A 14,128-nucleotide genomic window follows, 5' to 3' on the forward strand; every position below is an offset into this window, starting at 1 on the left:
CGATGGAACTGCTCGTCGCCTCGGCCATCGCCGTGCTGACTGCCGCCGGGGTCTATCTGGTGCTGCGGGGCCGGACCTTCCCGGTCGTGCTGGGACTGGCCTTCCTGTCCTATGCGATCAACCTGTTCCTGTTCGCCATGGGGCGTCTGGTGATCGACCAGCCCCCCATCTACGACAAGGCGGCCGAGGCCTATACCGACCCGCTGCCCCAGGCCCTGGTGCTGACGGCCATCGTCATCGCCTTTGGCATGACGGCCTTTGTCGTCATCCTCGCGCTCCGGACCTATCTCGAGACCGGCACCGATCAGGTCGATGGCCACAAAGACGGGGAGGCGCAGCCGTGAGCGCCCACGTCCCCAATCTGATCGTCGCTGCCCTGATCCTGCCCGCCGTGCTGGGGTCGCTGACTCTGCTGTTGCTCCGGCATCGGCTGGACGCTTCGCGGCTGGTGTCGTTGGGCTCGTGTCTGGCGCTGGTCGGCATTGCTGCCAGCCTGACGATGCACGCTTCGAGCGGCGCGGTGGAAAGCTATGCCTTGGGCAATTGGCGCGCGCCGTTCGGCATTGTGCTGGTGCTGGATCGGTTGTCGGCGATGATGTTGCTGCTGACGTCCGTTCTGGCGCTGGCGGTGATGAGCTATGCCGTGGTGACCGGCGCGGACCGCAAGGGCTGGCATTTCCACCCGCTGTTCCAATTCCAGCTGCTGGGTCTGAACGGGGCCTTCCTGACGGGCGACCTGTTCAACCTGTTCGTCTTCTTCGAAGTGCTGCTGATCGCCTCCTATGGTCTGCTGCTGCACGGACAGGGGGCCGCACGGCTGAAGGCCGGGGTGCAGTATGTGGTCATCAACCTGGTCGGCTCGACGCTGTTTCTGGTGGGCGTCGGCCTGCTGTACGGCGTCACCGGCACGCTCAACATGGCCGATATGGCGGTACGGGTGTCTGAGGCCTCGCCCGGTGATCAGGGACTGATCGCGGCCGCAGCGCTTGTGCTGACGGTGGTGTTCGCCCTGAAGGCTGCGCTGGTGCCGCTGCATTTCTGGCTGCCTGGAGCCTATGCAGCGACAACCGCCACCGTGGCCGCCCTGTTCGCCATCATGACCAAGGTCGGCGCCTATGCCCTGATCCGCACGGGCACACTGATCTTTGGCGAGGACGCCGGCACGCTGGCCTGGCTGACCGGAGACTGGATGCTGCCTGCGGCCATCATCACCACCGTCATTGGTTTCGTCGGCTTGTTCGCCGCCCGTACGCTTCGCGAGATGGCTGCCTGGTCGGTGGTCGGCTCGATGGGGGTGCTGCTGAGCGCGGTCTCGGTCTTCCGGGTCGAGGCCATGGGGCCGGCCCTCTATTATGCGGTGCATTCGACGCTCGCGGGGGCGGCCCTGTTCCTGGTGGTCGACATGATCGCCAAACGGCGCGGCGCGCACGGCGACGCCCTGACCGTCGCCCCGCGCTTCTGCCAGTCAGAGCTGCTGTCCGGCCTGTTCTTCCTGTCGGCCATCGGCATCGTCGGCCTGCCGCCGCTCTCGGGCTTCATCGGCAAGCTGCTGATCCTCGACGGGGTGCGGGCGGCGCCGGAAGCGGCCTGGATCTGGGCGACAATCCTGATCACCACCCTGATCGGCGTGCTGGCCTTTGCCCGCGCGGGCAGCCGCATCTTCTGGAAGAGCGCCTCGGTCGAGGGGACCATCCCCGTGCGCGCCCTCCGGGGCCGGTGGGGCGGCGCAGGCGTGGCCGGCGGCCTGCTGGCTTTGCTGGCAGCGCTGACTGTGCTCGGCGGCCCGGTGACGGCCTATACCGGGGCGACCGCCGCCCAGCTGTTCGACCCGCAGCAATATATTGATGCCGTGCTTGGCCCGACGGCGGGAGGTCGCCGATGATCCGCCGCCTGTTGCCTCACCCGGCGCTCAGCGTCCTGCTGATCGTCGTCTGGATGTTGCTGGTGAACGAGCTTGGGTTTGGCGCCCTGTTCCTCGCGCTGGTGTTCGGTGTCGTGGTGCCGCTGGTCACCAGCCGCTTCTGGCCGGAACGGCCGAAGGTTCGCTTTGGCCGCGACGCCCTGGCCTATCTGCTGATCGTGATCTTCGATGTCATCGTGGCCAATTTCGAGATCGCTTGGATCATCCTGACGCGCCGCAATCGCGACCTGCGGTCGTGCTGGCTGGTGATTCCGACCGATCTACGCTCGGCCGAGGCCATCACCGTGCTGGCTGGCACCATCAGCCTGACGCCGGGGACGGTCAGCAGCGATATCTCGTCCGATGGCCGGGCCCTGCTGGTTCATGCGCTGGACGTGGCCGATCCGGCTGCCGAGGTCGCCCGCATCAAGCAACGCTATGAGACCCGTCTGATGAAGGTGTTCCGATGACCGGTTCGATCCTGCCCTGGGCCCTGGGGTTCGCCCTCGCCTGCGTCAGCCTGGCCATGCTGCTCAGCCTGTTCCGGCTGCTGCGCGGGCCGACGCTGGGCGACCGCATCCTGTCGGTCGACACCCTGACCATCAATGTCATCGCCCTGATCGTGGTGTTCGGCGTGGCCGAGGCGACCCAGACCTATTTCGAGGCCGCGCTGCTGCTGGCCATGGTCGCCTTCGTCGGCACGGTTGCCTACTGCAAATTCCTGCTGCGGGGAGACATCGTCGAATGAACCCGATCGCGGAAATCGCCATCTCCGTCCTTCTGGTCATGGGCGGCATCTTCATTCTGGTGGGGTCGTGGGGACTGGCTCGGCTGCCATCGCTGATGACCCGGCTGCACGGACCGACCAAGGCCAGTACGCTGGGGGTCGGGGCCTGCCTGATCGCCTCGATGATCTATTTCCCGGCGTCGGGGCAGCCCTGGTCCGCGCATGAGCTGCTGATCACCATCTTCCTTCTGCTGACCGCACCGATCTCGGCCAATATGATCGCCAAGGCCCATCTGCATCGTCAGGGGCATTCCATCGACCCCAACCCTGCGGACGGCATTCCCGAGGGTCTGCCGCCGCCGCCCACGGGTGACGACTGGGCGACGTTCCGCGGTGCCGAGTCCTCACGCGACGACTAGACATTCACCATTGCAGGCGCGCCCCCGAGTGCGCATCTGTCGCCGATGCCGACGTCCCCCACCTACCGCCCCGAACCCCGCTTCTTCGATCTCGGGGGGGACTATGGCGATGCCGTTCGTGCGGCCGATTTTCCGGAAACCCGGCTGAGGGTCCGCAATGACAGGGCCGCCGCGACGGTCGGGCTGGACACACTGACCGACGCCGAATGGATCGCCCATTTCGGCCGGTTCGAGCCGCTGCCGGGACAGCCCGGTCCGGTGGCGATGCGCTATCACGGGCACCAGTTCCGCACCTACAATCCGGACCTCGGCGACGGTCGGGGGTTTCTGGCGGCGCAGCTTCGCGACGACCAGGGACGGCTGCTTGATCTTGGCACGAAAGGTTCCGGCCAGACGCCTTGGTCTCGGGGGGCGGACGGACGGTTGACGCTGAAGGGCGGGGTGCGCGAGGTGCTGGCGGCGGCCATGCTGGAGGCCCAGGGCGTGCCGACCAGCCGTGCCCTGTCGCTGATCGAGACCGGCGAGGCGCTGGAGCGGGGCGATGAGCCGTCGCCGACCCGTTCAGCGGTGCTGGTACGGCTGTCGCACAGCCACGTCCGGTTCGGCACCTTCCAGCGGACGGCGTATCTTGAGCGGCCTGACCTCACGGCGGCCCTGGCCGAGCATGCGCGGGCGCTCTACCACCCGTCGGTCGCAGTGGGAGATGTGCCCGGGCTGATGGCGGCGATTGTCGCGGCCTCGGCCCGGCTGACGGCCCGCTGGGTGGCGGCGGGCTTTGTCCACGGGGTGCTGAACACCGACAACCTGAATGTGACGGGCGAGAGCTTCGACTATGGCCCCTGGCGCTTCCTGCCCCACTATGAGCCCGGCTTTACCGCCGCCTATTTCGACCAGTTCGGCCTCTATGCCTTTGCCCGCCAGCCCGAGGCCGTGTTCTGGGCCCTGACGCAGCTGGGCGGAGCGTTGAAGCCGATCGCCGACGTCGGCGCCCTCACCGAAGCCCTGAACGGCTTCGGGCCCCGCTATATCACCGAACTGCGCGCGGCGTTTCTGGAGCGGCTGGGGGTGAGATCGCTGGGTGAGGCGGCGGATCAGAGGCTGGTCGACACCACCCTGGCCCTTCTGCGGGAAAGCGGCGAGGCGCTGCGTTGGGAGCCCCTGTTCCACGACTGGTTCGGCGGGTTCTCCTCGTCCGAGCGGGCGCTTCGGGGGCCACGCGCGCGGCTCTATCAGGGCGAGGCCTTCGACGCCTTCCGCTTTGCCCTGTTCGAGCACGAGCCGGACCGTCCCGAGCGGCTGGAGCATCCCGTCTTTGCGGGGGTGGAGCCCGAAGAAATGCGGATCGACGAGGTCGAGACTATCTGGGGTGCCATTGATGGCGAGGACGACTGGGCCCCCTTCCACGCCAAGCTGGAACGGCTAGCGGCCATGCGCGCGGCCCGCCAACAGGCTTAACCGGCCATAAAGCCTGTCGGGGTTACACATCCGTATGGATACGGCCACGCTTTGGCCGTGGACCTGGCGCAGAAGGCGATCACGGATGGTTACGCTCACGCTTCGCACCCTTGCGGGACAGGCTCGCCGTTCCGACATCGCCACTGTTACCAATAAAGCGAAGCCCCTCCCCGGGTTCAAGACCATGCACAGCCACACCTTCCCCACTGCGCGCGCGCGCCTTAACGCCAGCTATCTGAACCTGACCCTGTGGACGCTGCAGGGCTGGGTGGCGATGTTCTTCATCGCTGCGGGCTATGCAAAGCTGACCGAGCCACCCTCGACCCTGACCGCTCTGATGGGCTGGCCGCAATATGTGCCGGTCAATCTGGTCCGCGGACTGGGTCTGGCCGAGATCGTTCTGGCCGTCCTGCTGCTGACCCCCCTGATCAGCTGGAAGCTCGGCCGTCCGCTGCTGATCGTGGCGGCGGCCGGCCTGCTGGTGCTGCAGACCATCATGCTGGGCGTCCATGCGCTGAGCGGCGACATCGGCCACTCGGTCGTCAATCTGGCGCTGCTGGCGGTGACCGCCCCGGTGCTGTGGTTCCGGCTGCGCGAAGCCTGCCTGCGCCGCTAACCACCCTTCGCCCGGCAATTGTCCGAGCAGTATTTCACCTGATCCCAGTCGCGCGCCCACTTGCGGCGCCAACTGAAGGGCCGTGCACAGGCGGGGCAGATCTTTTGCGGAAGGTCGCCTTTCGCCGTGCCCCGGTCGTTGACATGACGTCGCGTCATCAAAAAAGCTTCCCTTTACGTGCGCGTCAAGTTATGACGGACGCATGGCCAGTGCTGACGATCATCGCACCTATTCCATCCGCCAGCTGTGCCGCGAATTCGGGGCGACGGCGCGGGCCCTGCGCTTCTATGAAGACAAGGGCCTGCTGACCCCCGCGCGCAAGGGCCAGACCCGCGTCTATTCGGCGCGCGACCGGGCGCGGTTGAAGCTGATCCTGCGGGGACGCCGCATCGGCTTCTCGCTGCAGGAGATCCAGGAGATGCTGGATCTGTACGACCACAATGATCACAACGTCCACCAGATGGCCGTGGCCCTGCGCCGCCATCGGGCCCAGATCGAGGCGCTGAAGCTTCAGCGACAGGATCTGGACGACGCCATCGCCACGGCGGAAGAAGCCTGTCGCGTCATGGAGCAGCGGCTGGGTCAGCACCGGCCGGACCTGCTGCCCGGTGCCGAAGAGTATGCCGACCTGCTGAAGGCGCGGCTCAATCCGGATCATGGGCATGCGCCGCCGGTGCACGTCCTGCATTCCCCCCTGTCCCATTCCCAGAAGTCGAGAGTCTGACCCATGGCCTACAAGGCACCTGTCCGCGACCTGACCTTTATTCTGAACGAAGTGCTGGAGATCGACCGCTATTCCAACCAGCCCGGCTTTGCCGAGGTCAGCTCGGATCTGGTGCAGCAGATTCTGGAAGAGGGCGCCAAATTCGCCGAGGAAGTCATCGCTCCGCTGAACAAGGTGGGCGATCAGGAAGGCTGCAAATGGGATAACGGCAAGGTCACCGGCCCGACCGGCTGGAAAGAGGCCTATCAGCAGATGGTCGAGGCCGGCTGGCCCGGTCTCAGCTCCGACCCCGCGCACGGCGGTCAGGGCATGCCGGCCATCGTTGGCATGGCGTTCGGCCAGTTCACGGCAGCGGCCTCGCCGGCCTTTTCCATGTATCCGGGCCTGACCCACGGCTGTTACGAGGCGCTGCACGCCAATGCCTCGGACGAGCTGAAGGACATCTATTGTCCCAAGCTGGCGACCGGCGAATGGGGCGGCACCATGAACCTGACCGAGCCCCAGTGTGGCACGGATCTGGGCCTGATCCGCACCAAGGCGGTGCCGAACGGCGACGGCAGCTACAACATCACCGGCCAGAAGATCTGGATCTCGTCGGGCGAGCACGACTTCACCGACAACATCATCCATCTGGTGCTGGCCCGCATCGAGGGCGCCCCGGCGGGCATCAAGGGCATCAGCCTGTTCGTCGTGCCCAAGGTGTTCGTCAACGAAGACGGCTCGCTGGGTGACCGCAACGAGGGCGTCCAGTGCGCGGGCCTTGAGCACAAGATGGGCATTCACGGCAATGCCACCTGCGTCATGTCGTATGAGAATGCGAAGGGCTGGCTGGTCGGGACCGAGAACAAGGGCATGGCGGCCATGTTCGTCATGATGAACGAGGCGCGCCTCGGCACCGGCCTGCAGGGCCATTCGATCGGCACCGCCGCCTATCAGGCCGCCGTCGAGTTCGCCAGGGACCGCCTGCAGGGCCGCTCCTTGACTGGGCCCAAGAACGCCGACGGCCCGGCCGATCCGATCATCGTCCACCCCGATGTGCGGCGCATGCTGCTGGAGTCCAAGGCCTATGTCGAAGGCGGCCAGGCCTTCATCCTGTGGACCGCGCTGCAGGCCGACCTGCAGAAGTCGGATGATGAGGCGACGGCGCAAAAAGCCCGCGACTACATGGGCCTGATCACCCCGGTGGTGAAGGCCTTCCTGACCGACCGCGGCTTCCACGTGGCCTCGCTGGCCATGCAGGTCCACGGCGGCTCGGGCTATACGGAACACTTCCCCGCCAGCCAGTATCTGCGCGATGCGCGCATTACCCTGATCTATGAGGGCACCAACGGCGTCCAGGCGCTGGACCTCGTGGGCCGCAAGCTGCCGGCCAACGGCGGCCGGGCCATCATGAGCTGGTTCGCCGACATCGACGCCTTCGTCTCGGACAATAGCGGCAATGAGGCCATCAAGCCCTTCATCGACGGCCTGTCGGATTCCAAGAAGAAGCTGCAGGAGGCCACCATGTGGCTGATGCAGAACGGTATGCAGAACCCGGACAATGCCGGTGCGGCCTCGACCGACTATCTGCACATCTTCGGCCTGACGGCCATGGCCTATGTCTGGGCCCAGATGGCGATCGCGGCGCAAAAGGCCATCGACGGCGGCTCGGACGATCCCTTCTATGCCACCAAGCTGCAGACCGGCCGCTATTTCGTCGAGCGGATCCTGCCCGACGCCGGTTCGCACCTGGCCAAGCTGAAGACGGGCGCCGACGTGCTGATGGCCATGCCGGCGGAGGCGTTCTGATCCATAGTCTCCCTCCCCTTCATGGGGAGGGATGCCCGGCATTGATGCCGGGCAGGGTGGGGCTGAGCGCCACACCCCCATTCCCCACCCGGTCGCTTCGCGACCACCCTCCCCATCAAGGGGAGGGAGACAGGTAAGTGGCCCATGACATCCCCCCTCAACGCCCCCGACCCCGATTTCATGCAGGAAGAGGAGATCACCCTCTTCTCCGACTCCGTCGGCAAGTGGATTGACGAGCATGCGCCGCCGGAGAAGGTGCAGGAGTGGATCGCCAACTCCTCCGTCCCGCGTGAGCTGTGGACCCAGGCCGGTGAGGCGGGCCTGCTGGGCCTGTCGATGCCGGAAGAAGACGGTGGCATGGGTGGCGACTATCGCCACGAGGTCGTGCTGATGCGTCAGCTGGGCTGGAAGGGCGCGGACCATTTCGGCATCTCGCTGCACAACGCCATCGTCGCCCCCTACATCTGGCACTATGGCACCGACGAGCAAAAGGCCCGCTGGCTGCCCAAGTTGCAGTCCGGTGAGTTGGTCGGCGCCATCGCCATGACCGAGCCGGGCGCAGGCTCTGACCTGCAGGGGATCAAGACCACCGCCATCAAGCAGGGCAACCAGTATGTGGTGAACGGCTCCAAGACCTTCATCACCAACGGCCAGCTGGCGAACTTCATCATCGTGGTGGCCAAGACCGATCCGGCCGAGGGTGCCAAGGGCACCAGCCTGATCATCGTCGAGACCGACGGGGCCGAGGGCTTTGAGCGCGGCCGGAACCTCCACAAGATCGGCATGGAGGGCAATGACACCTCCGAGCTGTTCTTCAATGACGTCAAGGTTCCCGGCGAGAACATCATCGGCGGTGTCGAAGGGCAGGGCTTTGTCCAGCTGATGCAGCAGCTGCCGCAGGAGCGTCTGAACATCGCCGTCCAGGGCGTGGCCGCAGCCGAGCGCGGGTTGTCGGAGACCATCGCCTACGTCAAGGAGCGCAAGGCCTTCGGCAAGCGGGTCATCGACTTCCAGAACACCCAGTTCAAACTGGCCGAGGTCAAGACCAAGTTGACGGTCGCCAAGGTGTTCGTCGACCACTGCATGGGCCTGCACCTGAAGGGCAAGCTGGATGCCGCGACCGCCTCCATGGCCAAATACTGGGTGACCGACATCCAGGGCGAGACCATCGACGAGATGCTGCAGCTGCACGGCGGCTATGGCTATATGAACGAATATCCGATCGCCCAGCTGTACAAGGACGCCCGCGTCCAGCGCATCTATGGCGGCACCAACGAGATCATGAAGCTGCTGATCGCCCGGACGCTGTAGGGGGCGCCCCTACCGCGTCGTCAGAGCCCGTGGTAGATTGTTCCCATGATCGACTGGCGCGACCGCATCACGATTGAGCCTGGCAAGCGGGGCGGGCGTCCCTGCGTGCGGGGCATGCGTATCGCGGCTGAAGATGTTCTGGGCTGGCTGGCCGAGGGCATGACCCATGCTCAGATCATCGCCGACTTCCCCGAGTTGACCGAAGAAGACATCCGGGCCGTGCTCGCCTATGCCGCCGACCGCCAGCGTCGGACCGCCATAGCTGCAGCGTGAAGCTGCTGTTCGATCAGAACCTGAGCCATCGGCTGCCTTCAGCGCTTTTGGACATCTTCCCCGGTTCCAGCCAGGTCCGACTGGTGGGTCTTGATCAGTCTGACGACACCATGATCTGGGACTATGCCGGCAAAGAAGGGTTCTGCATCGTCACTCTGGACGCCGACTTTGCGGAACTGTCGGCGTTGAAGGGCTCTCCACCAAAGGTCGTGTGGCTTCGATGCGGCAATCGCCCGACAGCCTACGTCGAGAACCTCATCCGCAACCATGTGCTGCCGATAAGGACCATGGGCCTGGGCGATGATATCGATTGCCTCGAGGTCGGCTGACCGCCCCTACCGCGCCATGCGGCCGTCGATCAGGGCCTCGGGTTCGAACATGAAGGCGATGTCCGGGTCGATGGGACGGGTGTCGACGCTGAGGTTCCAGACCGCCAGCCGCTCGACCAGGTGGCGCATGACGTTCAGGCGAGCCTGCTTCTTTTCATCGGTAGCGACAATCAGCCAGGGGGCGTGCGTGCTGTGGCTGCGCAGCAGCATGGAGTCGCGCGCCTCGGTATAGGCATGCCAGCGCTTCTGGGCCTCTCCATCCAGCGGTGAGGTCTTGAAGTGTTTCAGCGGGTCCTCGACCCGGGCCTCGAGCCTGCGGGCCTGTTCCTCCTTGGAGATATCCAGCCAGATCTTGATCGGGACGATGCCGGCCTCGGTCAGCATGGCCTCGAACGCCGGGACGTCGCGGATGAAGTCGGACTGTTCCTCAAGGGACGAGAAGCCCATCACCACCTCGACCCCGGCCCGATTATACCAGGACCGGTTGAAGATCACGATCTCACCGGCCGCGGGCAGGTGGGCGACATAGCGCTGGAAATACCACTGGCTCAGCTCGCGGTCGCTGGGCTTGGGCAGGGAGATGACCCGGGTATGGCGGGGGGCCATATATTCGGTGACGCGCTTGATCGACCCGTCCTTGCCCGCCGTGTCGCGGCCCTCGAACAGGATCAGGACCTTGCGACCTTGAGCGATCAGCCGGGCCTGGCTCTCGACCAGGGCGATCTGGAGGGTGTGAAGCTCTGCCTTGTAGGCCTTTTTGGATATTGCCATGCATCCAGTGGACCCAGGTGGCAGAGGGATGCAAGTCCATGCGGCTTCTGGCATCGTTCCTCCATGATCCGATTGTATATCCCCCAGCCTCTGGCCGCCGGCGCTGCGGTTGCTCCGACGCTGGACCAGTCACGCTATCTGACCCAGGTCATGCGGCTGAAGGCGGGCGACGACCTGCTCGTCTTCAATGGCCGCGATGGCGAGTGGCGCTGTTCGGTGGCCGAGGTGCTGAAGCGCGGGTGCCTGCTGAAGGCCGATGAACGGGTGCGCGACCAGATACTGCCGCCCGATGTCGAGTTGATCCTGGCTGTGGTGAAAAAGAGCCCGCTGGAGTTTGCGGTCGAGAAAGCCACCGAACTGGGCGTGCGGCGCATCCGGCTGGTCCGCACCGCGCGCACCCAGCCGCAAACGATCCGGTTGGACCGGCTGGACACCATCGCGGTCGAATCCGCCGAGCAGACCGGGCGAATGGATGTGCCGGAGATTGTCGTGTCCGAGCCCCTGGACGCCCTGCTGGACGGGTGGGACCCGGGCCGCCGTCTGATGTTCTGTGACGAGACGGGCGGACCACCTGCGCTGACGGCCCTGCCAAAGGCGGGCGGAGCGGGCTGGGGGATTCTGATCGGGCCAGAAGGCGGGTTTTCGCCAGACGAGCGCGAGCGACTATTAGCCCTGCCGTATGCCACCGCCGTGTCGCTGGGGCCCCGGGTGCTGCGGGCCGACACTGCCGCAGTCACAGCGCTGGCCCTGTGGCAGGCAACCCTGGGCGACTGGGAGCGGTGAGGCCACTTGTGCCCGCCCCCCGGACTGCCCAATTGGCCAGACGAACAAGGGGCCCCTTCGATGTCTGACGCTGCACCGCTGACCCGCGAGGCCCTGGTCGGGGCGCTGTCGAAAGGGATCAAGCCGAAAGACCAGTGGCGGATCGGGACCGAGCACGAGAAATTCGGCTTCGACAAGGGCAGTCTGCGGCGCCCCGCCTATGACGGGCCGTCCGGCATCCGCGCCATGCTGGAGGGGCTGCAGCGGTTCGGCTGGAGCCCGGTCGAGGAGGCCGGTCACGTCATCGCCCTCGAGCGTAAGAATGCCGAGGGCTTTACGGCCTCCATCAGTCTGGAACCCGGCGGGCAGTTCGAACTGTCGGGGGCGCCGCTGAAGGACATTCACGACATCTGTTCCGAGACCGGCCAGCATCTGGTCGAGGTCAAGATGGTGGCCGACGAACTGGGGCTGGGCTTTCTCGGATCGGGCTTTGATCCGCTGTGGTCGCGCGAGGATGTGCCGATCATGCCCAAGGGCCGCTATGACATCATGCGCGCCTATATGCCGAAGCGGGGTCAGTTGGGCCTCGACATGATGCTGCGCACCTGCACCATCCAGGCCAATCTGGACTTCGACTCCGAAGCCGACATGGTGATGAAGTTCCGAACTTCGCTGGCGCTGCAGCCGGTGGCCACCGCCCTGTTCGCCAACTCTCCGTTCACGGAAGGTCGTCCCAACGGCTTTCTGACCGCGCGGGCCAATGTCTGGACCGACACCGATCCCGACCGCACCGGCATGCTGGATTTTGTCTTTGCCGATGGCTTCGGCTTTGAGACCTATGTCGACTATGCGCTGGATGTGCCGATGTATTTCGCCAAGCGGGGCGAGCGCTATGTCGACCTGTCGGGCCAGTCGTTCCGGGCCTTCGCCGACGGCAAACTGGACGCGCTGCCGGGCGACCGGGCGACCGAAAAGGACTGGGCCGATCACCTGACCACCCTGTTCCCCGAGGTTCGGCTGAAACAGTATCTGGAGATGCGCGGCGCCGACGGCGGTCCGTGGAGCCGCATCTGTGCCCTGCCGGCGCTATGGGCGGGCATTTTCTATGACGCACCGTCGCTGGCCGCCGCCTGGGACCTCTGCAAGGACTGGCAGATCGAGGATCACGAGCGTCTGCGGCGCGAGGTGACGCGGCTGGGCCTGCGGGCCGAGATCGGCGGGCGGCCCCTGCGTGACGTCGCCGTCGACATGGTGGCCATCGCCCGTCAGGGGCTGAAGAACCGGGCGCGCTTCTCGGGCGGCATGGTGGATGAGCGCGGCTATCTGTCCGAACTGGAAGACACCGCCGACAGCGGCATCACCCCGGCCGAGCGCCTGCTGGACCTGTACCACGGGCCCTGGGGCGGTGATGTCCGGCGGCTCTATTCGGACTACGCCTACTGAGGTTGCGGCAGGCCGTCGCGGCGCGGAACAACGGTGGCGCTTGCGGGTTCCTCTCGCATGAACACCGAAAATCGCCCCCCCGCAGAACCCACCGATGTCCGCCCCGGCGAAGAGCCCTCTGACGCCGACGCCCGCGAGTCCGACGGCCCCGTGGTCGATGCCCAGGAGACCAAACAGGGCCGCGGCGGTCTCAGGATCGTGGTCGTGCTGGTGGTCTCGATCGCCCTGATCCTGATCATCTATGCCATCATGGTCATGGCCAGCCAGCCGGGCCTGGATGCCGTCGAGGATCAGGCTGAGGGCCGTCCGGTGCCTGCCGAACTTCAGCCGGTACCGGAAGCGTCCGAGGGCGGCTCGCCTGCGGCCGTGCCGGAAACGGATCAGCCCCCCGCCCAGTAGGGGCGCGACGGTTTCGCCTTGCCCCCTGACCGCCGAGGATGTCTCATCTCGGCAATGGCAAGCAGGGAATGGGCATGACCGCTAACATCCACATCGGCATCGGCGGCTGGACCTATGAGCCGTGGCGAGGGGTCTTCTACCCCGAGGGTCTGGTCCAGAAACGCGAGCTGGAGTACGCGGCCGGCAAGCTGACCTCCATCGAGATCAACGGCACCTACTATTCCACCTTCAAGCCCGACAGCTGGATGAAGTGGCGCGATGAGACGCCGGACGGGTTCGTCTTTGCCGTCAAGGCCAGTCGCTATTGCACCAATCGCAAGGTGCTCAGCGAGGGCAAGGACAGCTTTGACCGGTTCCTCGATCAGGGCCTGACGGCGCTGGGGGACAAGCTGGGGCCGATCAACTGGCAGTTCATGGCCACCAAGAAGTTCGATCCGGTCGATTTCGAAGGTTTCCTCAAGCTGCTGCCGAAGGAAAAGGACGGGGTTCGGCTGCGTCACGCGCTGGAGGTCCGCAACCCGACCTTCGACACGCAAGAATTCTACGACCTCGCGGCGAAATACGGCTGTGCCATCGTCTATGCCGAGGATGACGAGGCGCCGGAATGGCCGCGCATCGACCAGCCCACCGCCGACTTTGCCTACGCCCGCCTGATGTCGAGTCGCGAGGATGAGCCGACCGGCATGTCGGATGCCGAGCTGAATGCCACCGCCGACCGCCTGCGCGGCTGGGCCAAACGCGGCGATGTGTTCGCCTATATGATCGCGGGCGCCAAGGTGAGGAATCCGGCGGCGGCCATGGCCCTGATCGAGCGGGTGGGATGACAGCGCCTCAACTGAAGGGAAGCTGTCACTGCGGGGCGCAGCGGTTTACGGCACCCGCACCGGACTCTGTCACCGACTGCACCTGCACCACCTGCACCAAGCGGGGCACGCTGGCCGCCTACTACGCTCCGGGCGTGGTCGATCTGGACCTGACGCCCGGAACCCTGACCGCCTACGAGTGGGGCGACCGGATGATGACCTTTTATCACTGCGCGACCTGTGGCTGCGCTGTCCATTCCGAGGCCCCGGCCTGGACGACCGACGCCGGCGAGGCCCGCCCCGCCCGCGTGGTCCTGAATGCCCGCCTGTTCGAAGGGCTGGATCTGGCCGCCGTGCCGGTCCGTCATGTCGATGGTCGAAACGAGTGGTAACCTTGCGCTTGCCGCC

Annotated in this window: 19 protein-coding genes; 17 read left to right on the top strand and 2 right to left on the bottom strand. The window is 65.7% G+C overall.

Annotated elements, in window-relative coordinates:
* The first annotated feature begins 2 nt into the window (after positions 1 to 2).
* From B4K74_RS12665 to B4K74_RS12695, 7 genes are all read left to right on the top strand, one after another.
* Positions 3 to 344 carry a Na+/H+ antiporter subunit C gene (locus B4K74_RS12665; protein ID WP_123286248.1) on the top strand — a complete coding sequence of 114 codons (342 nt, stop codon included), beginning with the start codon at positions 3 to 5 and terminating at the stop codon, positions 342 to 344.
* Positions 341 to 1,882, top strand: a complete 1,542-nt coding sequence (locus B4K74_RS12670; RefSeq protein WP_286693244.1) for a monovalent cation/H+ antiporter subunit D — start codon at positions 341 to 343, stop codon at positions 1,880 to 1,882. The genes B4K74_RS12665 and B4K74_RS12670 overlap by 4 nt, the downstream gene beginning before the upstream one ends.
* Positions 1,879 to 2,370 (top strand): Na+/H+ antiporter subunit E, encoded by a 492-nt coding sequence (locus tag B4K74_RS12675; protein ID WP_286693245.1) that lies wholly within the window; start codon positions 1,879 to 1,881, stop codon positions 2,368 to 2,370. The genes B4K74_RS12670 and B4K74_RS12675 overlap by 4 nt, the downstream gene beginning before the upstream one ends.
* Positions 2,367 to 2,648, top strand: coding sequence for a K+/H+ antiporter subunit F (locus B4K74_RS12680; protein WP_123286251.1), 282 nt, complete (start codon positions 2,367 to 2,369; stop codon positions 2,646 to 2,648). Before B4K74_RS12675 ends, B4K74_RS12680 begins: the two co-directional genes overlap by 4 nt.
* A complete protein-coding gene (locus B4K74_RS12685; RefSeq protein WP_286693246.1) occupies positions 2,645 to 3,046 on the top strand; it encodes a Na+/H+ antiporter subunit G in 402 nt (133 codons plus the stop codon). Before B4K74_RS12680 ends, B4K74_RS12685 begins: the two co-directional genes overlap by 4 nt.
* 45 nt (positions 3,047 to 3,091) lie before the next feature.
* Positions 3,092 to 4,501, top strand: a complete 1,410-nt coding sequence (locus B4K74_RS12690; RefSeq protein ID WP_286693247.1) for a protein adenylyltransferase SelO — start codon at positions 3,092 to 3,094, stop codon at positions 4,499 to 4,501.
* A 184-nt stretch (positions 4,502 to 4,685) separates the two neighbouring features.
* A complete protein-coding gene (locus tag B4K74_RS12695; protein WP_286693248.1) occupies positions 4,686 to 5,117 on the top strand; it encodes a DoxX family protein in 432 nt (143 codons plus the stop codon).
* On the opposite strand, the gene B4K74_RS12700 is transcribed toward B4K74_RS12695, so the two are convergent.
* Entirely contained in the window at positions 5,114 to 5,275 is a 162-nt protein-coding gene (locus tag B4K74_RS12700) for a DUF2256 domain-containing protein (RefSeq protein WP_286693249.1), read from the bottom strand. The two genes, B4K74_RS12695 and B4K74_RS12700, sit on opposite strands and share 4 nt — an antisense overlap.
* A gap of 44 nt (positions 5,276 to 5,319) precedes the next feature.
* Between B4K74_RS12700 and B4K74_RS12705 the strand changes: the two genes are divergently transcribed.
* The 5 genes from B4K74_RS12705 (at position 5,320) to B4K74_RS12725 (ending at position 9,542) form a co-directional block, all read left to right on the top strand.
* Complete coding sequence (locus B4K74_RS12705; RefSeq protein WP_123286256.1) at positions 5,320 to 5,841, top strand: MerR family transcriptional regulator; 522 nt, start codon at positions 5,320 to 5,322, stop codon at positions 5,839 to 5,841.
* A gap of 3 nt (positions 5,842 to 5,844) precedes the next feature.
* A complete protein-coding gene (locus B4K74_RS12710) occupies positions 5,845 to 7,629 on the top strand; it encodes an acyl-CoA dehydrogenase C-terminal domain-containing protein (protein WP_286693250.1) in 1,785 nt (594 codons plus the stop codon).
* Positions 7,630 to 7,773: 144 nt separating this feature from the next.
* Positions 7,774 to 8,940 carry an acyl-CoA dehydrogenase family protein gene (locus B4K74_RS12715; protein ID WP_286693251.1) on the top strand — a complete coding sequence of 389 codons (1,167 nt, stop codon included), beginning with the start codon at positions 7,774 to 7,776 and terminating at the stop codon, positions 8,938 to 8,940.
* Positions 8,941 to 8,985: 45 nt separating this feature from the next.
* Entirely contained in the window at positions 8,986 to 9,213 is a 228-nt protein-coding gene (locus B4K74_RS12720; protein ID WP_206423371.1) for a DUF433 domain-containing protein, read from the top strand.
* A complete protein-coding gene (locus B4K74_RS12725; RefSeq protein WP_286693252.1) occupies positions 9,210 to 9,542 on the top strand; it encodes a DUF5615 family PIN-like protein in 333 nt (110 codons plus the stop codon). Before B4K74_RS12720 ends, B4K74_RS12725 begins: the two co-directional genes overlap by 4 nt.
* Before the next feature lie 6 nt (positions 9,543 to 9,548).
* On the opposite strand, the gene ppk2 is transcribed toward B4K74_RS12725, so the two are convergent.
* Positions 9,549 to 10,307, bottom strand: a complete 759-nt coding sequence (gene ppk2, locus B4K74_RS12730) for a polyphosphate kinase 2 (protein ID WP_414630940.1) — start codon at positions 10,305 to 10,307, stop codon at positions 9,549 to 9,551.
* A 69-nt stretch (positions 10,308 to 10,376) separates the two neighbouring features.
* Between ppk2 and B4K74_RS12735 the strand changes: the two genes are divergently transcribed.
* The 5 genes from B4K74_RS12735 (at position 10,377) to B4K74_RS12755 (ending at position 14,112) form a co-directional block, all read left to right on the top strand.
* Positions 10,377 to 11,096, top strand: a complete 720-nt coding sequence (locus B4K74_RS12735) for a 16S rRNA (uracil(1498)-N(3))-methyltransferase (RefSeq protein ID WP_286693254.1) — start codon at positions 10,377 to 10,379, stop codon at positions 11,094 to 11,096.
* Positions 11,097 to 11,156: 60 nt separating this feature from the next.
* On the top strand, positions 11,157 to 12,518 hold the full coding sequence (locus B4K74_RS12740) for a glutamate--cysteine ligase (RefSeq protein ID WP_286693255.1): 1,362 nt from the start codon (positions 11,157 to 11,159) through the stop codon (positions 12,516 to 12,518).
* A gap of 57 nt (positions 12,519 to 12,575) precedes the next feature.
* A complete protein-coding gene (locus B4K74_RS12745) occupies positions 12,576 to 12,917 on the top strand; it encodes a hypothetical protein (RefSeq protein ID WP_286693256.1) in 342 nt (113 codons plus the stop codon).
* 74 nt (positions 12,918 to 12,991) lie between these two features.
* Positions 12,992 to 13,741, top strand: coding sequence for a DUF72 domain-containing protein (locus tag B4K74_RS12750; protein WP_286693257.1), 750 nt, complete (start codon positions 12,992 to 12,994; stop codon positions 13,739 to 13,741).
* Positions 13,738 to 14,112 carry a GFA family protein gene (locus tag B4K74_RS12755; RefSeq protein ID WP_286693258.1) on the top strand — a complete coding sequence of 125 codons (375 nt, stop codon included), beginning with the start codon at positions 13,738 to 13,740 and terminating at the stop codon, positions 14,110 to 14,112. Before B4K74_RS12750 ends, B4K74_RS12755 begins: the two co-directional genes overlap by 4 nt.
* Positions 14,113 to 14,128: the final 16 nt, after the last annotated feature.

This window comes from Brevundimonas sp. UBA2503 (genome assembly GCF_002341485.1).
GTDB lineage: Bacteria > Pseudomonadota > Alphaproteobacteria > Caulobacterales > Caulobacteraceae > Brevundimonas > Brevundimonas halotolerans.